Below are 23,902 nucleotides of genomic sequence, written 5' to 3'. Positions count from 1 at the left end.
ATTTTATGATGAGTTTGTAAATTAAATTGGTCTGACAATATTATATCTTTATTATCTGAATTTTTCAAATCATAGTAGGGGGTTAAGATATGAAGGGGTTATTTTCAGCGTTACTCATCCCATTTGACGAAAATGGAAAGATCATCGAGCAAGGGTTACGTGAGATTGTTAGACAAAATATTGATGTTCAAAAAGTGGACGGGTTATACGTCAACGGTAGCTCAGGTGAAAACTTCATGCTATCTACCGATCAAAAAAAGCGAATATTCGAAATTGTCAGTGATGAAAACAAAGGTCAAGTGAAGCTCATTGCCCAGGTAGGGTCAATCAACCTCGATGAAGCCGTTGAACTTGGGCAGTATGCGACAGAGCTTGGCTATGATAGTCTATCTGCCGTCACGCCATTTTACTATAAGTTCAATTTTGAAGAGATCAAGCATTACTATGAAACAATCATTGATAATACGGGCAATAATATGATCATTTATGCGATACCATTCCTAACGGGTGTATCCATGAACATGGATCAATTCGAGGAACTCTTCCAAAATGAGAAAATCATCGGCGTTAAATATACAGATGGGGACTTCTATCTATTGGAACGACTTCGTAAGAGATTCCCAGATAAATTGATATATTCCGGATTCGATGAAATGCTGATTTATGGAGCGATTTCCGGAGTGGATGGGGCGATAGGTAGTACATATAACATCAATGGCCAACGGTCGAGACAAATTCTAGAATTGGCTCAAGCAGGCAAAGTAGCAGAGGCTTATGAAATCCAGCATGTTACGAATGACCTGATTGAAAAAGTGCTGAATCTCGGATTATATCAAACATTGAAAGAAGTATTGAATGTAAAAGGCATACAAGCTGGCACTGTTAAAAAACCAATGTCATCATTTGATGCAAGCAAAAGGGAAGAAGTGGAACAACTCGTAAAAGAGTTTAATTTATAAGATAGATCATACGTATCTGAATGAATTGCACGATTAACTATCTGAATTTTCTGTGAAGAAAAGGCTGTGCCCCGAGATGTGGGGTACAGTCACCTTTAGTATCTTTAAGAAAGCGCTTTTGATTAGATTTTATGATGAGGGGTGTATATATGGAAAAGATTAGTTTTGGCATGGCTAACTGGGCGGTAATGGTGGTCTATCTACTAGCAATGCTAGCAGTGGGACTTTATTTTACAAAGAAATCTAGCAAAAATACAGATGCATTTTTTACCGCAGGCGGTAAAATTCCCGCTTGGGCAGCTGGTTTCAGTATCTATGCTACAACGTTAAGCGCGATTACGTACATGTCGACGCCTGAACAAGCATTTTTATCTAATTGGACCTATGCAGCAGGTAATCTATCAATTTTAGCCATTATACCAGTCTTGATCTATTTTTATATTCCTTTCTTCAGAAAGCTAAATGTAACGACGGCTTACGAGTATTTGGAAGAACGTTTTGGTGTGTCCCTTCGTGTTATAGGAAGTTTACTATTTACACTATTCCACATTGGCCGTACTGCCATTGTCATCTACTTGCCAACTCTTGCGATTACACTCGTTTCCGATATAAATCCTTTCATCATCGCTCTTGCAGTTGGAGGTTTATGTATAGTTTATACGTTCCTAGGAGGTATTGAAGGCGTCATTTGGAGCGACGTCATTCAAGGAATCATCCTTTTAGGCGGTGCCATTTTACTTGTCATTCTAGGAATTGGTGCGATTGATGGCGGACTTTCTACCGTAATCGATGATGCGATTCAAAACAAAAAATTGGTAACGGCAGACAGTTTTAAATTCAGTGCTGTCACGGCAGCCATCCCGATCATCTTCTTAGGATCCATCTTCAATAATCTACATCAATATACAGCCAGTCAAGACGTTGTTCAACGTTATCAAACGACTAGTTCCATTAAAGAGACCAATAAGTCTTTATGGACTAATGGAATCCTGGCTCTTATCACGATACCCGTCTTTTTTGGATTCGGTACCGTCCTTTATAGTTACTATACGAATGTTGAAGCCCTTCCAGAAGGATTCAACACTTCAGCCATTGTGCCGTATTTCATTGTATCGAGTTTACCGGCAGGGGTGGCGGGTTTACTGATCGCCGCAATCTTCGCAGCCTGCCAATCGACCATCTCGTCAAGTTTGAATAGTATTTCGGCTTGTGTAACTGTCGACTTTAAACAAAGATTCTTAGGATCAAATGAAAAAAGCGATGTATTATTGGCTAGGCTTGTCATTATTATTTCTGGTGTGCTAGGCATGGGTGCTGCTTTATACCTCATATCAAGCAATCAGGATGAGACATGGAACTTGTTCTTGGCCATAACGGGATTATTCGGTGTTCCGATTGCCGGCATCTTTGCTCTTGGGATCTTCACAAAACGGGCCAATACACCTGGAGTATTGATCGGATTACTATTAAGTGCCGTTACGTCTTATTTTGTGCAACAAACGGATTTGACTCCATTCATCGTTAGTATCGTTTCATTCTTCACTTCTTTTGGATTCGGGTATTTTATAAGTTTGCTATTCCCTAAGTTCAACAAGAATACAACAGGGCTGACTATATATACGAAGAACGAAGAATATGTAAAGCCTCAGGTACAGTCTACCCACTCTAAGTCTAAAGCAATATAAGGTGTCGGAATTATATAAAGGAGAGAGCCAGTCATTTAAGATGATTGGCTATTTCCATACTTTTTCAAGAAAAGCAAGTTATTGTATGGATAAGGCTAGCATTACTTGTCATAATGGAAATCAATAAAGGGTTTTTATCCTCGGTAGTGAAAATACATAGATAGGGAAAGGAATATGTTCATGATTCTTAAGAATATTACAATTTATAGCGAAGAAAAGATCATCGAACGTGGATATTTACTTACTAATGATGAAAAAATCGTGGCCTTTGGGCCAATGGAAGACTTAAATGACATACATGAAGAAGGTAAGGTCATCGATTTTTCCTCCCTTCCAGGTTATAAAGTCATACCGGGAATGATTGATATTCATATACATGGTGTAGACGGAGCCGATACGATGGATGCCACACAGGATGCATTACATACTATGGCGAAGGCTCTTCCAAGAGAAGGAACAACAAGCTTTCTAGCTACCACCATGACGCAGGCACCTCAAGCCATCGAAAATGCGTTAATCAATGCCGGTCAGTATATTCATGATCATCAGCCACCAGGATTAGCCGAAATACTTGGCGTTCATCTGGAAGGTCCTTTCGTCAATCCGAAGATGGCAGGAGCACAACCCGAACAATATATGATGAATCCAGATCCACATATCTTCGAAAAATGGAACGTATTATCCAAGAATACGGTCAAAGTCGTGACGCTTGCACCGGAACAGCCGGGAGGAAGTGAACTCATCAAATATCTAAAAGAACATGGAATTGTCGCTTCCATTGGACATTCGGATGCCACTTACGATGAAGTGGATCTAGCCATTGCGGATGGTGCATCTCAAGTTACACATCTTTTTAATCAGATGAGAGGGCTGCATCACCGTGAACCGGGAGTTGTGGGAGCTGCCCTTTTACGGGATGAGTTAAAAGCCGAATTGATCATAGATGGCATTCATGTCCGCCCGGAAATCGTCAAGCTTGCCTATAAACAGAAAACGCAGACCGGATTGATTCTGATCACAGATTCCATGCGGGCAAAGTGTTTGAAAAATGGTACCTACGATTTAGGAGGCCAAGAAGTAACGGTGAAAGATGGTAAGGCGGTACTTAGCGACGGAACACTGGCAGGAAGCATATTGAAGATGGGGCAGGCGTTTAAGAACCTATTAGACTATGCAAGTTGTTCACTTGAAGAAGCAGTTGAAATGGCATCCCTGAATCCAGCCAAACAGCTTCATCTTGATGATAAAAAAGGAAGCATTAAAGTAGGGAAAGATGCGGATTTAGTCATCTTAAACGAAGGAAATGAAGTGGTCATGACCATCTGTAGAGGACAGATTGCATTTAGCAGAATGGAGGTTGAGTATGGAAATCATTGAAGCGAAAAACTACGATGAAATGAGCGAGAAAGCGGCACAACTTATTCTGGCCAAAGTAAAACAGACACATTCTGTTGTGTTAGGTCTCGCTACTGGAGGAACGCCGGTAGGGACGTATCAACACTTGGTGAAAGATTATCAAGAACATCGAACCTCCTATCAGCATGTTCATACAGTGAATCTGGATGAATATGTCGGAGTCGAAAAAGAAAATCCAACTAGTTATCATACCTATATGAACGAACATCTCTTTCAACATATTGATATCCCAAGCCAACAAACTCATTTGCCAAATGCCATGGCAACAGACTTACAAGCAGAATGTCAAAAATATGAGGAGCTTATTGAAAAGCTTGGTGGGGTAGACCTTCAACTCTTGGGGATTGGGGTCAATGGGCATATTGGTTTCAATGAGCCAGGTACTTCTTTTGCGTCCACGACGAATGTAGTGGAATTAACAGCCTCAACGCGGGAAAAGAATGCCTGTTACTTTGATAACCCTTTCGACGTACCCACACATGCTGTGACGATGGGGATTTCGACCATTATGAAGAGTAAACAAATCGTGCTTCTTGTTTCCGGAAAGCAAAAGGCACATATTTTATATAAGCTACTAACTGAACCAACAAATGAACAAGTCCCAGCCTCCATTTTAAAACAACATGATAATGTGATGATTATTGCTGATCAGGAAGCTTTGATGGAAATCAAGCAAGTTAGATAAGGATCTTATAAATGACCGTCTTACCAAGGCAAAGGCATTAACCATTTTGAAAGGGAAAAATGGTTAATGCCTTTATACTCGGTATCATATGAATTTTAATCAAGTACCAGTTGGTCTTACAATGATTTCATTTACAGCAACATCCTCAGGTTGTTCAATCGCAAAAAGGATGGTACGGGCAATGGAATCGGGTGAAATAGCGGTTTTCCTATATTCTTTCATAAACTCAATGGCTTCTTCATCTGAAATACTGTCGGCTAGTTCGGATTGAGTTACACCCGGTGAAACCGTCGTGACACGAATATGCTTGCCCACCTCCATACGAAGGCCTTCAGATATAGCCCGGACAGCAAATTTAGTGGCGCAATACACAGCCGCAGTAGGGGTAACTTCGTGTCCCCCAATTGAGGATATATTAATAAATTGACCAAATCCTTGTTTCTTCATAATCGGGAGCCCTGCTGCAATACCATGAAGAACGCCGCGAATATTCACGTCAATCATCCGGTCCCATTCATCCGTTTTCAGAGCTTCCAGTTTGGACAAGGGCATTACACCTGCGTTGTTGACAATCACATCCACTTTTCCAAAAGTATTTTTCGCATAGTTGACGAGCTCTTCAACTTGCTCTCTTTTCGTTACGTCTACTGCCCTATATTCAGATGAACCGCCTTCTGAACGAATGTCGGATGTAATAACCTCTAATCTTTCTGTTCTTCTTGCACCTAAAATGACATGGGCACCACTTTCGGCAAGAAGACGTGATGTAGCTTCTCCGATTCCACTGCTTGCACCTGTAATGATCACGACTTTCTCTGCAATGTTAGACATGATTTTCCCCCTTTATTTTTTCACGAATTTTCTCCAAGAACTTAACCAAGTAATCTACTTTTTTTCTTCTTTATAGAGAACCATTCCTCCATGATAGAGAATGCCTTCTCGGAAATCACCATCCGCAGTAAAACCAGTATCATCGACATAATCTATATGATTGCCTGTGATTTTGTAACTGCCTTGATAAGCGCTTTTTCTGTTGCCGCGAGCCTCATCATACCGGTTGTTAGGCTGTAGTTCATGACGGATGTAGCCGTCTTGTGTAACCCACATACCGATATAGGAAGGTTGATTTTTGCTTGTTTGATTTGCCATATATTTCTCCTCCTTTTGTATAATTATCCGATAATAAGCACTAAATCTGGTAGAAAAATCCTGAGAGATTCTTGCCTAATCCTCCAAGGTTTCATAAAATCAGGTTATCTAAATAGAAAATTTTAGAAAATACATAGATAAGGAGGTCGCCTTATTATGATGGACAATCAAGTCTTGGAGCACCAAAATGAATTAGCTCGATACATGGAAAGATATTGTCAAGAGGATGGGGTCCACTCTACTGCTATTTCATCATTGCATTTTATCCGCGCTTCTTATAAATCAGCACCCATACATTCCATTCATGAGCCAGCTCTATGTATTGTCGCTCAAGGAAAAAAACTAGTTATGTTAGCACAGGATCGTTATCAATATGATCCTGCTCATTATCTCGTCGTGTCTGTTGATCTACCCATTTCAGGAGAAATCATACAGGCGGATATCGAGTCTCCGTACTTGTGCTTACGATTGGATTTCAGTCCAAAGCAAATCTTCGACATTCTGATGGAATCTGAGGCAGCTAATGATAAAGAGGAAGAAACCCACAGAGGTTTATTTGTAAGTAAAATGAACGCATCCCTTCTTGATGCGGTATTGAGGCTTGTTCGTCTTTTAGATACACCAGACGATGTTTCTTTGCTCGCACCATTAGTTATCCGTGAAATCCTTTACCGGATTTTACAAGATGAACAGGGGGGATCCGTAAAACAGATAGCCATGATTGGGAGTCATGCACAACGAATTGCCCAAGTGATTCATCTAATAAAGCAGGACTTTGACAAGCCTTTACGTATTGAAGAACTAGCTGGGACCGTAAACATGAGTTCTTCTTCCTTGCACCATCATTTTAAACAAGTTACCGGATCAAGCCCCATACAATATCAAAAACAATTAAGGTTGCAAGAGGCTCGTCATCTCATGTTTTCTAAGTCAGCGGATGCTGCAGATGCTGGATTCCATGTAGGGTATGAGAGTCCATCTCAATTTAGTCGTGAATATGCCCGCATGTTCGGCCTGCCACCTAAAAGTGATATAAAACGCCTGCGTGAATCTTAATTGTTGTTTAATTTTAAAGGTAATGTGAATTTAAGAAGGGTCCCGAAAGTGGGATCATTGGAGAAAATGATCAGGTAAAGATAATAAGTGAAGGGAAGTAAGGTGGATTCGTTCTATGTTAACGAAGTTATGTTCATAGGGTAGTTTACTTGAAAGTCACTTTAGGCGAAAATTTGCGCTTACTTTAAGTGCCTTTTTTGCACATTCAACTTTAAGAAACCCAGCTATCTTCACATGAGAAGATTAGATGGGTTTCTTAATATTTACATGATGATCAGATTTTTAGTTGTCCACTTTTTATGTACGGTTAATAGCTTTTGATAAGATGATAATTTTAAAATAGATTCCCCATTATATCCAAGGCGTTTATATTGCCTTGTGAAAAATTCAGTCAAGAATCCACATTATTTCTCCATTAGGGTAACTGGTAAACATCATTGAAACCGGCTATCCGATAACCGACTGAACGTTGTTTTATATTTTAATTCTCCTGATCCTTTATCACTTGCTCAATCCCTGAGAGAATCAGTTTCAAACCGAACTCAAACGAACTATCGGTCCCCATCAGGTCGAACAGCCCATTTTCGAACATCCTCCGGAACAGTCCTGCATCAGTCTCGCTCATGGAGTTCAGAAGGCGATTCAACTCCTCACCCGGCTCCATATCCTGGTCCTTTATAACAGCAGAAACATTGCGCTCATGCTGATAATCATCTAGAACGAAGTAATAAACATAATTTACAAGCGTAGTAACGACTTGGATTTTCTGCTCTTGCTCAAGCGTGGTCGATTCCACACAAACCAGCATACGGTTGGTAAACCGGATAATGTCCGGTTCGTGGGGCAACGTCATCATCATGAGTTGCGCAGAGCAGGGATATCGGCTAAGCACACTCCGTATCGTTACCGCAAGCGTCGTCAGTTGCTCCTTCCAGTCCCCCTCGGAGTGAAACTCCTCTAGGATGATTTTGGATACATGGTTGGCCAGTCGCTGGTAGAGATTCTGCTTGCTCTTGAAGTACCAGTACAGAGATGGCGCCTGAATACCAAGCCTGGTTGCTAATCGTCTCAAGCTGAATTTCTCAATCCCCTCTTCCCCCAGAAGCTCCCATGAAGCCTCTAAGATTTTATCTTCCGAAATCTGTGGATGCTGCTTTTTCATCGGTATGCCTCCTTGTAACTAACAGTGTAAGTTTATACTTTACAGGTTCATAGGTTTATGATAGCATCTAATACTGTTAGGGGCAAACTAACACTGTTAGACTTATGGCTATAATAAATGATGAAAGTGGTGACCCACATGGATGCAGAAAACCTCTATTACTTTGAAAAAGCACCGGTAGCAAAAGCTGTAACCCACTTCGCTGTACCGATGATGATAGGCACGTCAATGAGTGTCATATATTCAATCTTGAATGCCTATTTTCTTGGTACACTACACAATACTGCCATGTTAACCGCACTCGCACTGACCTTGCCGTTATTTGCGATCATTATGGCGTTAGGCAACTTGATTGGCATGGGTAGCGGTACATTCATCTCCCGCCTGCTTGGTGAGAAAAAATATGATGATGTAAAGCATGTGTCTTCATTCGCCTTTTACAGTAGTTTAGTTCTCGGTCTTATCGTGATGGCCGTCGGACTTCCTTTGATCGATTCAATCGTTCATGGGCTGGGAGCAACACCTGAGTCCTTCGGCTTCACGAAGGAATATGTCACGATTATGCTTATTGGTTCACCATTCCTCGTATTATTCTTCACGCTGGAGAACATCGTACGCTCCGAGGGTGCAGCAATCACGTCGATGATCGGAATGATTCTCAGTGTTGTTGTAAATATTATTCTTGATTCGTTTGTCATCTTCGTATTACATTTGGACGTAATCGGCGTTGCGACTGCAACGGTCATTTCCAACGCGGTTGGAAGTATCTTTTACGCCTTCCATATGGGATATAAGAGTCAATTCTTAACCGTCTCCGTAAAATGGTTCAAGGCTACTAAGGACATTCTGAGTAATGTATTAAAAATCGGTATTCCCATCTTTATTATGAGTGTTTTTATGGGTGCAATGTCGCTCATTTTTAACCATTTTCTTGTTGAATATGGAGATCAGGCTGTAGCGGCATTCGGAATATCATCACGATTATTGCAATTTCCTGAGTTTATTCTGATGGGTTTATGTGAGGGTGTCGTGCCGTTGATTGCCTTCTCATTTACAGCGAATAAATTACGCATGAAGAATACCGTTGGTTTTACAATCAAAGCGATTATGGCGTTAGCAGTCTTGTTCGGCATCATCGTCTATTTGATTTCTGACCACTTAATTGGCTTATTTACAAATAACCCGCAATTAATTGAAATGGGTAGCTACATTCTACATGTGACGTTTTTATCCTTATTCATTACAGGAATGACCTCATTGTTTACCGGGATTTTCCAAGCAACAGCGCAAGGAACTGCCGCGTTCATTATGTCAATTATTCAAGGGATTACCCTGATTCCTGTGTTGTTTATCGCCAATCAAATGAACGGCTTCCAAGGGGTGGTCTGGTCCATTGTCATTGCTGATGCCATCACATTTCTTGTGGGTGCCTTCATGCTGTATATTCTGCGGAATAAATTGCAACCGGATTTAGATGATTTAGTACATTAAAAACATAAACACCCATTAAAGAAGGATAAGGGAATTCCCTGTTTTCCTTCTTTTTTTATGTACATGAATATGGAAATCCTTAAAAGTGTTTTTGAGAGAATTTATTCAGCTTGGAACGTAAGTGAGCGATGAGCAGGTGAAGGTGTAGCTTGTATTATTCGAAGATTCTATCTATTGTGAGAGAAGGGGTTGCTCCGGCGATTCTTTTTTTAGGGAACTAAAAAGAGGAAACTGAAAAAGTTATGTTCTGAACCGAAATAAACAAAAGGGGGGAACGTCTATGAACAAAAAAATGAGAACCTCGATGGTTATTTTGTTGGCCTTGTGTGTAGGGCTTGTCCTGTTTGGAATGGCAAATCAGGCTGCTCCGAAAAATAATCTGTATGTGTCTCCTGTTGGGGATGACGAAAATGTGGGAAGTAAGAAAGAGCCTTTAAGGAGCATACAGAAAGCCGTCACTTTAGCGAAACCCGGTACAACTGTCTTTGTAAGAAAAGGAATCTACAATGAACAAGTAGTTATACAAAAGTCTGGAAAAGAAAACGCCCCGATCATCATTAAGGCTTATCCAAAAGAAAAGGCAATCATCGATGGAAAGGGCCTTAAGGTTTCGTGGGACAACCAGGGCTTGGTATCGATTCATAATCAAAGCTTTGTCACCATCGATGGATTAGAAATCAAAAACTACAAAACCGAACAAGAAGATGTAGTGCCAATTGGGATTTCCGTGAGCGGGAGCGGAAAGGGCATCCGTATTTTGCGCAATCATATACATCATATTGAAACACATCACAAAAACGGGAATGCTCATGGGATTGCCGTTTATGGCACCAAAGCACCTCAGGCTATTGAAGACATCATCATTTCAGGCAATAAACTAGAAGAGATGAAACTGGGTGCCAGTGAAACGTTGGTGCTGAATGGGAATGTATCGAAATTCCAGGTTACCAATAACATTGTAAAGAGAAATGACAATATCGGCATCGATATCATTGGGTTTGAAGACGTGTCTCCTGTTGAAAAATTTGATCAGGCAAGAAACGGTCTCATCAGCAACAACACGGTTTATGATATATCCAGTTACGGAAATCCAGCCTATGGAAACCAGTATGCGGCTGGGGGAATCTATGTCGACGGTGGTAAAGATATCGTTATTGAAAAGAATAGGGTATATAAAAACGATATTGGAATAGAAGCGGCTAGTGAGCATAAGGGCAAAGTGACAAGTTCTATCACGATACGAAACAATTCGATTTATGAAAATAGAAGTGCTGGCATTGCAATAGGTGGGTATGACAGCAAAAGAGGCAGCACGGTAAATAGTATAATCACCGACAACGTCCTATATAAAAATGATACAAAATATCAAGATGGCGGACAAATCTTGCTCCAATCGCATACAAAAAATAATCGAATCGAAAAAAACATCATGGTCGCGGGTCATTCCAATCTCCTTATCAGCAACCCTTTCAAGCAAAACGAAGGGAATAAAATAGATAACAACATCTATTATCTAAATAGGGGAGAGAAAGAAGCACGTTGGATATGGAAAACGGAAGAGATCATAGGGTTCTCTGCCTATAAAAAGAAAAGTCTTCAAGATAAAAACAGTATTTTTCGGGAGCCAAAGTTCATGAATGAAAGCAAACGCGATTTTCAGATTGAATCTAAATAATATCGGTATGATCCTGCGCCGTTTTAGTTTAAACATAAGTTGAGAGAACCTGGCGTGGTTGAATTAATCTGGTTCGTGGTCGAATTAATTCGATGCGTGGTTGAATTATTCCGGTCTGTGGTTGAATTATCGCGAATCGTGGTTGAATTACATGATTTATACACCCTTTCAGGAAGGATTTTTAATTTGTTATTACTAGATTAAAAAGGGGACATTCACATTGAATGAAGAACAACTTGAAAGAGCACTTGAATTACGAAAAAATGACAAGTTGATAGAATCAAACTGCATCCTGTTAAAATTGGTAGAGGAATATCCTGATGATGCGGTGATTAACTACCAATGTGCATGGAGTTTTGATGTTTTGGGAGAAGAATTAAAAGCCATACCCTACTATGAACGGGCTATTGAGCTAGGCTTGTCGGGTAAGGATTTAGAAGGGGCCATATTGGGGCTTGGAAGTACGTATCGAACACTAGGAGAATATGAAAAATCGAATCGTACGTTCGAAAAGGGAATCGAGTTATTTCCTACCAATCGGGCCATTCAGGTGTTTCATTCAATGACCTTGTATAATCTAGGTGAGCATAACAAAGCCATGGAGATTTTATTGAAATGCTTGATAGAAACCACCACAGACACGGAAATATTGGATTATAAAAAGGCCATTCATTTTTATTCTGATAAATTAGATGAAATATGGTGATTAGTTGTACTTAAACAATTTTAATAGGAGGAAACGAATATGAGAAAACGAAAGAGTTTGGCGCTTTTTTTAGCGGTCATTGGTGTAGCGGTTTTATTCATTACAAGTGTCCAACTACCAAATGAAGCGGATGCTGCCAAGGGGAACCAGAATCTTAAAAAGCTCGAAGTCGATGAATTCTTTACGAACCGTGATGGAACCTTCATATTACGTGAGTTGAAAAAGGGAAAAACATTCGTCTATAATCAGCAACGCGCGTATCAACGGTTTGCACCTCAATCGACTTTTAAAGTGCCCAATTCATTGATTGGATTACAGGTAGGCGCAGTAGAAGATGAGTACGACATTAAATATTGGGATGGCGTTGAGCGGGAAATCGAGGCCTGGAACCGAGATCATACGCTTGGGTCTGCGATGAGAAACTCCGTCGTTTGGTATTATCAAGCGATGGCACGTGACATTGGAGAAGAGCGAATGGAGGAATGGATTCAAAACATTTCATATGGCAACCAAGATATTAGTGGAGGCATTGATCAGTTTTGGTTAAGCAGTTCCCTTGAGATCTCCCCAATGGAGCAAGTGGACTTTATGGAAACATTGTATGAAGAGAACCTTCCTTTTGATAAGAATGTCATGAATACCGTAAAACGGATGATGATTCAACAAGAAGGGGATACCTTCACCCTTTACGGAAAAACAGGGCAAGGGTCAGGCATTGGCTGGTATGTCGGTTTCATTGAAACAGATAATGGTTCATATAGTTTTGCTACGAATATCGCTGGAACCAGCACGGACGCTAAAGCCATCACCATGAACATTTTAAAGAAGTATAAATTAATAATCGAGGAATGAAACCACGAATAAGGGGATAAGATGTTGAAATTATGACATGTATCCTCTTTTTTTTATCCATATTTACTGAGATATAGTGAGCTTTTTAAAACTATTACAAAATATGTAATAAAATGAATTTTATGGTTGTTTTTATTTGTTACAAAACGTATCATGTTGATATATCAAGTTGATATATAAGGGGGATTCTTACATTGTCAAATGAAAGTTCTATTCTTGCAATTTTAAGCTTTTGGCCCAGTACAGGATACGATATTAAAGCTGAGTTTGAGCATAAAGCTGCCGGCTTATACTGGGGTATGAGCTATGGGAGTATTTATCCGAAATTAAAGAAGCTTGAAGAAGAAGGTCTTATTTATCCTACTGAACAAGAGGGAGAGGGACGTAAAAAGAAACTTTATGAACTTACCCCAAAAGGGTGGGAGGAATTTGAAAACTGGCTTTTACTTCCTCCTGCCTATCCAATTATTAGAGACGAATTATTAATGAAGATGTCCACTTGGCATGAAGATATGGATAGCTCAGTATTAATCAGTCATCTATTAAAGAGAAAAGAGACAACCAAAGAGTTATTAGAATTTGTAAAAGTCTGGCCAGTAAACGGAAGTTCTTATATCAGTAATGTAGGTATGCTAGCCATACGTTATGGCGAATTACGAATGGAAGCTGAGTTAATGTGGATTGAAGAGTCTATTAATGCATTAGAAAATAATCAACTTCCAAAAGGCCAGGATCCAAATGGGAATACAGAAAGATTGCTAGCGAGACGAAGAGAGGCAATTCAAGGAGAAAAGGAGAACTAATCCATGAAAGCTGGAATATTTGTGCCTTTAAAGTTCCGTCCATATCGTTCATTATTTGGCGCTCAACTATTTTCTGATTTGGGTAATTGGCTAGATTTTATCGCTTTGCAAGTTATTGTTGCTTATCACTGGGGGTTAGATGAAACAGCCATTGCCTCAGTGATTATTGTATTAGGGTTACCTTGGGTCATCATAGGTCCATTTGCAAGTGTATTCGTGGATCGACTTCCAAAAAAGCAAATTATGATCATTTGTTTATTTTTAAAAATTATATTTGTAGGAGGGCTGTTCCTTGCTCCTAACCTCTATATCTTATTATTATTTGTGTTTTTGAAGGGAACAGTCGCAGCAATTTACGACCCAGCGAGACAAAGTATGCTTAGGTTTACAGTCCCTGATAACCACCTTCCAGAGGCGGTAACACTTAGCCAACTTTCGGTTAATACGATGAAAATTATTGGTCCTGCATTTGGAGGAAGTGTAATAGCTATATTTGGAGCAAAAAGTCCATTTTTATTTGAAACTGCAGGTTTTTTAATCTCTATATTAATTTTAATTTCTCTTCCTAACATGGATGAAAAAGAAATGAATACTGATAAGAAACATAGGAATAATGAAAAATATTGGAAAGAGCTATCGGATGGTATTAAGCACATTGTGTTTACCCCATTATTAAAAAGCTCAGTTATTCTAGCATCTGTCGCCTTTTTTATCATTTTCCTTTACGATGGTTTATTTGTGTTTATTGCTCAAAACCTTGGATTTAGGGAAGGGGATTTTGGATTACTGATTAGTGCTGTAGGACTGGGAAGCTTGGCAGGATCGGTTTTAATGGGTAACTGGACCCGTTGGAAAAGAAAACCTATTCATTTTATGTCAAGTGCCTTACTGTTTAGTGGTTCACTAATTATTGTAATGGGACTTGGGGGTATGGAAATTATAACTCTACCTGCATTAGCCTGGATGATTAGCGCATTTTTCCTTGGTTTCTTGGGCTCCGGTGAGTCAGTCCCCTATGGATTTGTCTTACAATCCGAGACACCCAAGCAGATGATGGGAAGAGTATCTGCTGCTGCCACATCATTACAAAACTTCTCTATGCTTATTGCACCTGCACTGGGATCACTTCTTGCCAAGTGGCTTGGAGTTTCTTTCGTCTTGATAGGAGCAGGAGGAGCAACATGTTTATTGGGTGCTATTGTCCTCATCTTTATCGTGAGAAGAATTAACGTTCATAAAGAAATTCCAGAAAAACAATACCAAGCTTAAAGATTTTATGATGGTGCTAATACACACGATTGCAGGTTGAGGTTAAGGAACATATTGAAACTAAGGAAGGAAGCAGTTTCACCTCATTTGAAAGATTCATAAGACACATTGGAGAATTGGCACATAGTTTAAATGAAAATGACAAAGCCATCCTTTTAATGTGTCTCCTCTATGATTGTTCTAAATATATTGGCTCTTCTAAAGGGGAAAATAGTAGTTTTATTCGGAATTTTGTGCAATCATCACGTGAACGGAAGACGAGAAAAAAAGATAAATTTGAAAAAAGTTATTTATACAGTTATTTCTATTTGATTACCTTCAGGTCCCAATATACAACTTTCATAATAACCATCACCTGTTGTACGCGGACCACTTAAAATCCTATATCCTTCTTGTTCCAATTGACTTGTCAATGCGTCTACTCTTTCTTTACTTCCTACGCTAAATGCTAGATGTATGTATCCAGTTGCCATTAGGGATTTTTCGGAAGAAACCAGATCAGGACGCGTCATGATCTCAAGTCTTGTACGATCTTCGAAGGATAAGAAATACGTTTCTAAACCCGTTTTGTGATTATGATATTTGGCATTAGATGAAGCACCGAAAAATTTGACAAAGAAATCTTTTGTAGCTTCTAAGTCATTTACGTACATGGCAATATGTTCTATTTTCATTCTTATTCCCCTCGCATTCTTGTATTAAAATATAATCACACGAACATTATTCCTACTTTTAACCTTTATTGCAAAGATAAAAGATGAATAATTGTATTCGATACGCCATCTTCCTCATTGGAACGTGTAATATAATTTGCTGCATCTTTTACCTCTTTGACTGCATTTCGGACAGCAAAGTTATAGATACCACAAGCCATAAGTTCTATATCATTATATGAATCTCCAAATACCATCGTTTCTTCAGGAGTAATATTCAATAAACTTTGTAAATGTTTAACGGTCGTCCCTTTATGTACATTCGCATTCGTTATATCAATCCAAGCCATTTCCGAAGCAACAATATAAGCTGATTGAAAAAAGGGTGCTAATTTTTCTCTTGTTTCGATGCATCTCAGCATGGGGTCGTGAACTGTAATTTTGATAAAATCTTCTGTCATTTCATCAAAAGTGGAAACTTGCTTTACTTTTGCATAAGACCTTCTTACAATATTAGCTTCTTCGCTCGACAGATTATCTTTTATGACTGCACCGTCTTTTGTACAAGCAATGATGGTGTGTTCTGGGCTGATTTTTTCAAGGAATTGAATAATTTCCAAGCCTAGATTATTACTTAGGAGAGATTCGTAAATAAACTCTTTGTTGTGTTTAATCCTAGTTGCACTATCTCCTAATATCCATAAATCATCAGCATCCTCACCGAATAATTCTTCTACACGTTCACATTGCTTTCCAGTGACAGGTGCACATACAACGCCTTTATCTTTCATTATCTTCTTTACACTCTGATATAGCTCTCTGTTAAAGTCCCCACTGTTATTTAAGAATGTACCGTCCATATCCGTTAACACTAATTTAATCATTAGTCTCCCTCCAGTGTTACTTTTATAAAAAGGTTTGATCATTTCTGTGATTCTTATTCCATTAAAGAGCTCGATTGTTGAATAAGAAATTTTTACTTTTTATAGAACTTCGGGGCTTTCCGGAGCTTGGTTGCCTGTTCAAAAGCAAAAGCAAGTTTTATTAAGATTCCTTCACTAAAAGCAGTACCTGCAAAAGTTATACCAAAAGGTCTTCCACTTTTCCATATACCCAGCTGGTACAGCTATGGATGGATATCCAGCTTTAGCACTAATTGTTGACCCATATATGAAGGGAAGGCAATAGCACTTGTTCAATGCATAATCAATTCCTTGTTCTTGAGAGAATTATAAGTCTTCTACTTTTGGGTTTAAATATTATCCCCATTCTAGTTAACCAGTCTTTATTTTTTAAAAATTCTAGTTATATATTCAATATTTGTGTTAAGAAATCCTGTTTACTATGTGATATAAGGGTATATGCATTACTTACCTAAAGTTACTCCACAATTTGGCCCTTTAATGAAATAACTTTATCAAGTGGAGATGTTTATTAATGGTATAATTGGAAAATGTGAGAGCAATAAAGGTTATTGAGTTTAAATTTGCTTTTAGTCATGGTGGCGTTAGGAGGATTTGAAGTTCCTCTAAAGATTCGAGTTTTCCTGAGGGAGAAGTCGTTGGTTAGCAAATAGTAAACGAGACTTATTCTTAAGAAAAGAAAGGGTTATCATTATGTATCAAGGAAAGTTACGAAAAACAACGATTGTGTTGTTAACATTATATACAGCTTTGATCTTATATTTCTTGTATCTTGGTTTTAATAGAGGTTCTCTAGGGCAAGACTCTAGCTTACGATTTAACGTAATACCTGGAGGAATTCAACTGCGTTATCCAATGGGAAGAGACTTTCAAAATTGGTTTTTTCAGTTCGGGAATTTTGGAGCGTTCATACCTTTCGGGATTATCATTCCACTCCTGTTTCGATGTAGTTTTAGACGCTTTATAACCTTTTTTATTTTATCTATAACAATACTTGAAACCCTACAAATGTTTTCTGGTTGGGGAATTTTTGATATAGACGATATCATCATTAATTCATTAGGTGCTTCGGTAGGATTTGCGGCACAGCGAATCGTCACCATTGACCGAGATAAACCAAGAGGAATGGTCCGAATATTATTAATGGCTATTGTTCTTGCACTTGGCACTATTATAATAATTGGCGGTATTAATAATTATTTAGAAGAAGGAGAAGGGGAAACTGTATCTCTGAATGAACTGATCTTAAAAGATGGGTCTGTACAGTGGGATGAAAGCTTGTCCAGCTTTACCGTAAATCGAAAAGAGGTTACGCCTCAAATAAATCTGTATAGTAGAAATAATACGAAAAACAATACATTCACGTATCACTTAGATGGCAAATATAAAAACATAACTGGATATGTCGCCATACCGGACGATGTAATTAACGCTGCAAGCACAGAAGGTAGTGACATAGAATTCATCAGTGGAGGAACAGTCATTTATTCATTAGGGTTATCATTTACAGGTGTGGAGGATTTTCAAATCCCTTTAGATGGCATACATGATCTTACCATAAAAATAACTAACAAAAACCCCAATCCCATTACAAATGCTGTGATTTGGGATATTACTCTTACAGAGGCAAACACAGGGCAAAAAATTTTAAACAAAATAAGAGATAAAATTTCAAACGGAAATATGTAAGATGTTAAAAGTATGTCCGCAGGTGTGTTACCCAAGAGATTGGCGCTCTTTTCTAATATTTGCTGTATACTATAGGTAAATAGATTTTTGGAGGGACGTTTTTGGAGAAGTATGTAAAAAACGCTGGCGAAGTACAAGAATTTTTAGCTAAACAACATGGAAACGCATTTGATGCTTCATCAAGTTTGCTCATTTCCGATTTGTATAGCGCCTCTTTACTTGTACGCCATGATATTGAAAAAGAACTTTTAATGAAGCACAAGCTATCTTGGACGGCCATGCTAATGATGTATATACTGTGGGTTTTCGGACCGAGTGAAACAAGAATTATCGCACAACGATTGCAATTAGCTCCTTCGTCGGTAACCAGCTTAACCAATACACTTGAAAAAAAAGGGCTCGTTTTTCGTTCGTATAAACCACTGGACCGTCGCTTAGTGTTAGTGAACTTAGCGGATTCAGGGGTCGAATTACTTAAGGTCCTATCGAAAGAAGTGAACGAGAGAGGTCAGGTTCATACAAGTAAATTGACTCAAGAAGAAGTGGAGACCTTTAACCGTCTTTTACATAAGCTTCTTAGTAAATAAACAAAAAGGTTGTACAGAGACGAAGAAATGTCTGTGTACAACCTTTTTTTGCGTGACTCTAGCCCATTAGTTCCAATGACCAGCTTTCACTAATTTATCTTTTTGCTTAAAGGCAACTGTCACTAATAACATGGAGATAACGATCATAACGATGATGGCAATCAATACGATGTTATAAGAATTCGTTAAATCCTTAATGACTGAGTAAAGTGGTAACGCGACGATACCTGCAACCGCTAAACCTACAGATGCGGTTGCGTAAATGTCTGCATAGTTTTTGTTACCGAATAATGAAATGGTAAGGAGAGGTCCCAATGTACCGATCGATGATGATAAGAAACCAAAAATGATGGCCCCAAGCATGATCATGGCTTTAACCTCACCGAATAACAGGAACAATACGAACGTGACTAAACCGGAAATCAAGGCGACAAATGTCGTACCTTTTGCCCCGATCTTATCAGCCAAGAAGCCGAATGTTAACGAACCAATCAATAAACCAACCATGAATAATCCCATTAACGTACCACCAAATGCTGTATCAAAGCCTTTGGTAATGGCAAAAGTCGGTACGTGCTGTGCGAACGCAGCAACGGATGTCAAGAAGAAGAAGAACGCCATCAAGGCAAAGAACGCCGGTGATTTTTTTGCAATGGAAGATGCAATCCCCTTTTGTGCATCTGCATTTACAGTTGTAGCTTCTGTGTCTTCTGCGTTTATTTCATCAGACCCGTACGCACCTTTTTTACCTGGAGCAAAACGGACGAATAACAGAATCACGATAATGGCACCTACACCTAATGTTAAACCAGACGTAGTATAAGCCGAACGCCAGCCTTTATTCGCGATCAAATTCCCAATCCATGGGGAGATGAATGCTCCGAATGCACCAACTGTCGCCATCATGATCCCGAGGGCTAACCCTTTTGACTTCTTGAACCAGTTGTTAATGATAACAGGACCGGTGATTTGGGCAACGACCACGTAACCAATTGCACACGGAACCGCAAGAACGTACCAGCCCCACACATTGTTCATGTATCCCATTGCCGCGAATGCGCCAGCATGTAAAATAACCCCTACGATTAGAATAATGCGGATATCCGCTTTTGCAATCAACTTACCAGCAAACGGCAAGAAAACCATTGTGACGATCGACATGATGGATACATATAGAGATAAGCTGGATAAGCTCATGCCAAGATCATCTGAAACAGGCGTTAAAAATAAACCTGTTGCGTTGTTAAGACCACCACGAGCAAAGCCCATCATAATCGCAACACCTAACAATACGACCCAAGCATAATGAATTCCCTTTTTTGACTTGTTTGTCATCTTCGTAAAACCCCTTTTGTTTTCTTCTAGATGTATGCAACGTCAAGTATTAAAACCGGCTTAAGGTTTTAGAGTTAAAGCGAATATAATGGTTCGTCATTCGCATCAATGACAACAGTTATATTAAATAGCTATTGGCGCATAATGAGTGACAAGAGTAATATGCACAAATAGTTATATCTTTATTACTTTTGGCGCATAACAATTAGAGACAAGATTATTATGCAACAAAAGTTTCAAAATGGGAATCTTTTATTTCAATTCGAATGATATATAATATTTCTACATAAAAAAGCGAATTTTCGTTTTAAGGTATCATTAACCAAAAAAATATTGTATATTATGTTTTGGTTATTTCTTTTGTGGTGGGTAGACTCCCTCTTCAACTAGTTCGGAAGGGGTGGGGACAAGGGCTGAAGATAGCGTGTCTAACTTGTTCTAGAAAAACATGTCGCATGCGGGACCCTTTGTAGTTGCCTTTTTATAAACAAAGGATTATCTTGTAAGTAGTAAAGTCGTTAGCTCAATGAATCACAAAGAGTAAAAGCTATGCGTTTGAAGTCGTTAGACGGAAAAATGAAACCAAACTAAGGAGTGTGGATGAACGATGAAATTACAAGATAAAGTAGTTATCATCACTGGTGGTGCCGGTGGTATTGGTGCAGGTATGGGACGAGCGATGGCAAAAGAAGGCGCTATCATCGTAGCAGTGGACGTAAACCCTGAAACAGGTGCAAAGGTCGCTGAAGAATTACAACAAATTACTCCAAAATCCATGTTCATTCAAGCAGATTTAACGGATCATGCGAACTTGAAGAACATAGTGGAAAAAGTCGTTGCCAAATATGGCCGTCTAGACGTTTTAGTAAACAATGCACAGGCTGCTAAACAAGTGCCATTCTTAGAAACAACTCCAGAGAATCTAGCTCTATGCATGGATACAGGTTTCTACCCAACATGGTACTTGATGCAAGCGGCAATCCCTCACTTGAAAGAGACGAAAGGAAACATCATCAACTTTGCATCAGGCGCAGGTATAAAAGGACACAAAACACAAGCTGCTTATGCTGCCGCAAAAGAAGCGATCCGTGGCGTTACACGTGTAGTGGCTAACGAGTTCGGTGCAGAAGGCATCACTGCCAACATAATTTCCCCAATTGCCAATTCAGAAGGAGTGCAGGCTTGGGCTAAAGCTCAACCAGAATACTACAACGAAGTATTAGCAGGTATCCCGATGGGCAAATTTGGTGACCCAGAACAAGATATCGGTCGCGTTGCCGTATTCCTAGCTTCTGAAGATTCCAAGTATATCACTGGTCAAACCTTCATGGTTGACGGTGGTTCGATCATGCTCTACTAATTAAACAATCGTGCTTCCATACCGATATAAAATTTGCAGAAGAAGCACATGCTAAACAACACATACATCTTTCAAGAAAAATACATCAGTAATTCAACTTAAGGAGTGTTTTAACATGGCAAGATTATCAGGTAAAATCGCAATCATCACAGGTGCAGCTCAAGGTATGGGTGCCGCACATGCTAAATTATTCGTAGAACAAGGCGCTAAAGTCGTATTAACTGACTTAAACGAAGAAAAAGGGAATGCAACTGCCGCTGAACTAGGCGAAAATGCATTATTCGTAAAACAAAACGTAACAAACGAAGCAGATTGGGCAAATGTCGTGGCTACTGCCGAAGAGAAATTCGGTCCAGTTAACGTATTAGTGAACAACGCTGGTATTACAATGGCTAAGAAAATGATGGACGCTACGGTTGAAGACTATCGCCGTATCGTTGAGATCAACCAAGTTTCTGTATTCTTAGGTATGAAAGCTGTCTTACCTTCGATGCAAAAAGCTGGTGGCGGTTCAATCGTAAACGTTTCTTCAATGAATGGTCTAGTTGCAGGTGCGATTGGTTACACAGATACGAAATTCGCTGTACGTGGTATGACGAAAGCGGCTGCTATGGAATTAGCTGAGTTAAATATCCGTGTTAACTCTGTACACCCAGGTGTTATCGCAACTCCAATGGTTGTCCAAGAAGATACAAAAGCGGCTGTTGAAGCTTTCGCTAAACACATTCCACTTGGCCGTGTAGCGCAACCGGAAGAAGTATCAAACATGGTATTATTCCTTGCTTCAGACGATTCTTCTTACTCAACAGGTTCTGAATTCGTTATCGATGGCGGTATGACTGCTCGTTAATCCGTACCCTATCATGCAAAAAACGCCGCAATGTGCATCGCGGCGTTTTTTGCATGCAATCTAACCTGATTTCAGAGCTCATCTACTTTGATTTTAAGTAAAAACACCTTTTTATCATCATGAATCATCTTCTTCACTTCATGTTCTTCATGTAAATCGTATGTCCGTATGGAGTTTCCTTTAGATACCCGGTACGCACCCAATAATTGCGTTTTTCCTTCTTTTAATGCGATCTTTTCCTCCTCAATGGCATAGTCCCATCCAGTAAACACACCCACAGAACGTATATTTTCTATTTCTTGTGGAGTTATATTAACATTTGGTGCATAAAGAAAACCTAAAGGCGCATCATCCGTATGTATGATTCCAAATCCAATATCTCCTTCCTGTACTTTACCAGGGCCTCTACCATAAGAGAGTTCCAAAAGCGGTTGAGTGTCTTTTTTGCCATTTTCGTACTTCTCTATCCAAATAGTCACCCAAGTCTTATCTGCATGATTTAATGTTAAATCAAATTCAAACAGTTCCCCTATATTCAATTCTTTAAACGTATTTGCATGTTCAGAATCGGAAGCTCTTGAAATCGTGGCTAGACTGTCTTTATGATTGCAGCCAGAAAGTACGATCAAGAGTAGTATGCAGGAAACGAAGAAGCCCTTTTTCAAAGAATGTCCTCCAGTCTTTATGGTCGTTTTACCAAGAAAACTCGAATTTGTTGACCATCTTGCCATTTTGTTCATCAGTTACTTGTACGTAATACAATAGATAGATTGTACTTCTCCGAATCTGTGGACAGTTTCCCTTTTTCCTACTTTTAAAGAAATATAAATCTCTCCCAGAAAGTTTTTTAATAGAATATTAGTTTGACTAAGGAATATATTCGGGATGTAAAATTCAAAACCCTTCTTCCAATCCATTACCGTCAATACAATTATTATGGATGTGGTGAGGAAGAAGGAGGAGATAACAGGTTAGATACAGAAATATATGAATATAGAAATAGTGAAAGGAATAGGGGGAAAAACGATGTCTTACGAGGAAAACGGATTAATGATTCGGCCCATTAATGAGGAAGATATACATCGACTATGGGAGTTAATCTATAAGGATGAATCTCCTGAGTGGAAAAAATGGGATGCTCCTTACTTTGAACATAAACCTATACCATTTGATGAATTTGTATCCCAAAAAGAAAACTATGTGGATCAAGATAATCGGTGGGCAATCGAAGTGAATGGAGAGGTGGTTGGAACAGTTAGTTACTATTGGGAGCATGAACCATCTTATTGGCTTGAGATGGGGATAGTCATTTACACTCCAGATTTATGGAGTGGTGGTTATGGCACTATAGCTCTTCGTCTATGGATTGACCACTTGTTTCAAACTTTACCATTGGTCCGGGTAGGATATACAACTTGGTCTGGAAATGAACGTATGATTAAACTCGGTGAGAAGCTAGGGATGACCATGGAAGCAAGACTTAGAAAATGTAGGTTATATAATGGGGAATTTTACGACTCGATCCGAATGGGAATTTTGAGAGAGGAATGGGAAGTGAATTCTTAATGGAACACTAGTTATTGATCAAGGCTGTATG

At 39.2% G+C, this 23,902-nt stretch carries 23 protein-coding genes and 1 pseudogene; 16 read left to right on the top strand and 8 right to left on the bottom strand.

Translation table 11 applies throughout. The features are described 5' to 3' along the window. Positions 1 to 89: 89 nt before the first annotated feature. The 4 genes from ACIQXN_RS02525 (at position 90) to nagB (ending at position 4,745) form a co-directional block, all read left to right on the top strand. Positions 90 to 959 (top strand): N-acetylneuraminate lyase, encoded by an 870-nt coding sequence (locus tag ACIQXN_RS02525; RefSeq protein ID WP_402961416.1) that lies wholly within the window; start codon positions 90 to 92, stop codon positions 957 to 959. A 149-nt stretch (positions 960 to 1,108) separates the two neighbouring features. Next, on the top strand, positions 1,109 to 2,644 hold the full coding sequence (locus ACIQXN_RS02520; protein WP_402961414.1) for a sodium:solute symporter family protein: 1,536 nt from the start codon (positions 1,109 to 1,111) through the stop codon (positions 2,642 to 2,644). 180 nt (positions 2,645 to 2,824) lie between these two features. Then, positions 2,825 to 4,021 carry an N-acetylglucosamine-6-phosphate deacetylase gene (nagA, locus tag ACIQXN_RS02515; RefSeq protein ID WP_402961412.1) on the top strand — a complete coding sequence of 399 codons (1,197 nt, stop codon included), beginning with the start codon at positions 2,825 to 2,827 and terminating at the stop codon, positions 4,019 to 4,021. After that, positions 4,008 to 4,745 carry a glucosamine-6-phosphate deaminase gene (nagB, locus tag ACIQXN_RS02510; RefSeq protein ID WP_402961410.1) on the top strand — a complete coding sequence of 246 codons (738 nt, stop codon included), beginning with the start codon at positions 4,008 to 4,010 and terminating at the stop codon, positions 4,743 to 4,745. The genes nagA and nagB overlap by 14 nt, the downstream gene beginning before the upstream one ends. Positions 4,746 to 4,844: 99 nt before the next feature. Here the strand turns inward: nagB and ACIQXN_RS02505 are convergent, their stop codons facing one another. After that, positions 4,845 to 5,576 (bottom strand): SDR family oxidoreductase, encoded by a 732-nt coding sequence (locus tag ACIQXN_RS02505; protein ID WP_402961408.1) that lies wholly within the window; start codon positions 5,574 to 5,576, stop codon positions 4,845 to 4,847. A gap of 54 nt (positions 5,577 to 5,630) precedes the next feature. Further along, complete coding sequence (locus ACIQXN_RS02500) at positions 5,631 to 5,894, bottom strand: Atu4866 domain-containing protein (RefSeq protein WP_402961406.1); 264 nt, start codon at positions 5,892 to 5,894, stop codon at positions 5,631 to 5,633. A gap of 159 nt (positions 5,895 to 6,053) precedes the next feature. Here ACIQXN_RS02500 and ACIQXN_RS02495 point away from each other — a divergent pair, with 159 nt between their 5' ends. Continuing rightward, complete coding sequence (locus tag ACIQXN_RS02495; protein ID WP_402961734.1) at positions 6,054 to 6,950, top strand: AraC family transcriptional regulator; 897 nt, start codon at positions 6,054 to 6,056, stop codon at positions 6,948 to 6,950. Positions 6,951 to 7,431: 481 nt separating this feature from the next. On the opposite strand, the gene ACIQXN_RS02490 is transcribed toward ACIQXN_RS02495, so the two are convergent. Continuing rightward, the gene (locus ACIQXN_RS02490) at positions 7,432 to 8,112 is read right to left on the bottom strand and encodes a TetR/AcrR family transcriptional regulator (protein ID WP_402961404.1); all 681 of its coding nucleotides are present in this window, start codon (positions 8,110 to 8,112) and stop codon (positions 7,432 to 7,434) included. A gap of 138 nt (positions 8,113 to 8,250) precedes the next feature. Here ACIQXN_RS02490 and ACIQXN_RS02485 point away from each other — a divergent pair, with 138 nt between their 5' ends. The 6 genes from ACIQXN_RS02485 to ACIQXN_RS02460 all read left to right on the top strand — a co-directional run bounded on the left by ACIQXN_RS02485 (position 8,251) and on the right by ACIQXN_RS02460 (position 14,908). Continuing rightward, positions 8,251 to 9,603 (top strand): MATE family efflux transporter, encoded by a 1,353-nt coding sequence (locus ACIQXN_RS02485; protein ID WP_402961402.1) that lies wholly within the window; start codon positions 8,251 to 8,253, stop codon positions 9,601 to 9,603. 280 nt (positions 9,604 to 9,883) lie between these two features. Next, a complete protein-coding gene (locus ACIQXN_RS02480) occupies positions 9,884 to 11,278 on the top strand; it encodes a DUF1565 domain-containing protein (protein WP_402961400.1) in 1,395 nt (464 codons plus the stop codon). A 220-nt stretch (positions 11,279 to 11,498) separates the two neighbouring features. Continuing rightward, entirely contained in the window at positions 11,499 to 11,984 is a 486-nt protein-coding gene (locus tag ACIQXN_RS02475) for a tetratricopeptide repeat protein (protein ID WP_402961398.1), read from the top strand. A gap of 39 nt (positions 11,985 to 12,023) precedes the next feature. After that, on the top strand, positions 12,024 to 12,836 hold the full coding sequence (gene blaOXA / locus ACIQXN_RS02470; RefSeq protein WP_402961396.1) for a class D beta-lactamase: 813 nt from the start codon (positions 12,024 to 12,026) through the stop codon (positions 12,834 to 12,836). A gap of 194 nt (positions 12,837 to 13,030) precedes the next feature. Then, positions 13,031 to 13,639: a PadR family transcriptional regulator gene (locus ACIQXN_RS02465; RefSeq protein ID WP_402961394.1), complete on the top strand. Its 609-nt coding sequence runs from the start codon at positions 13,031 to 13,033 to the stop codon at positions 13,637 to 13,639. Positions 13,640 to 13,642: 3 nt separating this feature from the next. Continuing rightward, on the top strand, positions 13,643 to 14,908 hold the full coding sequence (locus ACIQXN_RS02460) for an MFS transporter (protein ID WP_402961392.1): 1,266 nt from the start codon (positions 13,643 to 13,645) through the stop codon (positions 14,906 to 14,908). Between the two features lie 290 nt (positions 14,909 to 15,198). On the opposite strand, the gene ACIQXN_RS02455 is transcribed toward ACIQXN_RS02460, so the two are convergent. The 3 genes and pseudogenes from ACIQXN_RS02455 to ACIQXN_RS02445 form a co-directional block, all read right to left on the bottom strand. Next, entirely contained in the window at positions 15,199 to 15,582 is a 384-nt protein-coding gene (locus tag ACIQXN_RS02455; protein ID WP_402961390.1) for a VOC family protein, read from the bottom strand. Between the two features lie 65 nt (positions 15,583 to 15,647). Next, positions 15,648 to 16,445 carry an HAD family hydrolase gene (locus ACIQXN_RS02450; protein WP_402961388.1) on the bottom strand — a complete coding sequence of 266 codons (798 nt, stop codon included), beginning with the start codon at positions 16,443 to 16,445 and terminating at the stop codon, positions 15,648 to 15,650. Positions 16,446 to 16,537: 92 nt separating this feature from the next. Further along, positions 16,538 to 16,820, bottom strand: a pseudogene (locus ACIQXN_RS02445) (amidase); the annotation flags it as partial. A 357-nt stretch (positions 16,821 to 17,177) separates the two neighbouring features. Between ACIQXN_RS02445 and ACIQXN_RS02440 the strand changes: the two are divergent. Next, positions 17,178 to 18,173: a VanZ family protein gene (locus tag ACIQXN_RS02440; protein WP_402961386.1), complete on the top strand. Its 996-nt coding sequence runs from the start codon at positions 17,178 to 17,180 to the stop codon at positions 18,171 to 18,173. A 101-nt stretch (positions 18,174 to 18,274) separates the two neighbouring features. Then, complete coding sequence (locus tag ACIQXN_RS02435; protein ID WP_402961384.1) at positions 18,275 to 18,760, top strand: MarR family winged helix-turn-helix transcriptional regulator; 486 nt, start codon at positions 18,275 to 18,277, stop codon at positions 18,758 to 18,760. Between the two features lie 66 nt (positions 18,761 to 18,826). Here ACIQXN_RS02435 and ACIQXN_RS02430 read toward each other — a convergent pair whose 3' ends face one another. Next, a complete protein-coding gene (locus ACIQXN_RS02430; RefSeq protein WP_402961382.1) occupies positions 18,827 to 20,095 on the bottom strand; it encodes an MFS transporter in 1,269 nt (422 codons plus the stop codon). 607 nt (positions 20,096 to 20,702) lie between these two features. Here ACIQXN_RS02430 and ACIQXN_RS02425 point away from each other — a divergent pair. Then, positions 20,703 to 21,455 carry an SDR family NAD(P)-dependent oxidoreductase gene (locus ACIQXN_RS02425; RefSeq protein WP_402961380.1) on the top strand — a complete coding sequence of 251 codons (753 nt, stop codon included), beginning with the start codon at positions 20,703 to 20,705 and terminating at the stop codon, positions 21,453 to 21,455. A 115-nt stretch (positions 21,456 to 21,570) separates the two neighbouring features. Continuing rightward, positions 21,571 to 22,305 carry a glucose 1-dehydrogenase gene (locus tag ACIQXN_RS02420; RefSeq protein WP_402961378.1) on the top strand — a complete coding sequence of 245 codons (735 nt, stop codon included), beginning with the start codon at positions 21,571 to 21,573 and terminating at the stop codon, positions 22,303 to 22,305. Positions 22,306 to 22,376: 71 nt separating this feature from the next. On the opposite strand, the gene ACIQXN_RS02415 is transcribed toward ACIQXN_RS02420, so the two are convergent. Beyond that, positions 22,377 to 22,970 (bottom strand): hypothetical protein, encoded by a 594-nt coding sequence (locus ACIQXN_RS02415; RefSeq protein WP_402961376.1) that lies wholly within the window; start codon positions 22,968 to 22,970, stop codon positions 22,377 to 22,379. Positions 22,971 to 23,331: 361 nt separating this feature from the next. Between ACIQXN_RS02415 and ACIQXN_RS02410 the strand changes: the two genes are divergently transcribed. Beyond that, positions 23,332 to 23,871, top strand: coding sequence for a GNAT family N-acetyltransferase (locus tag ACIQXN_RS02410; RefSeq protein WP_402961374.1), 540 nt, complete (start codon positions 23,332 to 23,334; stop codon positions 23,869 to 23,871). The last annotated feature ends 31 nt before the right edge of the window (positions 23,872 to 23,902 follow it).

This window comes from Peribacillus sp. NPDC097295 (assembly GCF_044761665.1).
GTDB lineage: Bacteria > Bacillota > Bacilli > Bacillales > DSM-1321 > Peribacillus.
The sequence above is the reverse complement of the archived record's forward strand: the minus strand, read 5'-3'. Positions and strand labels throughout refer to the sequence as shown.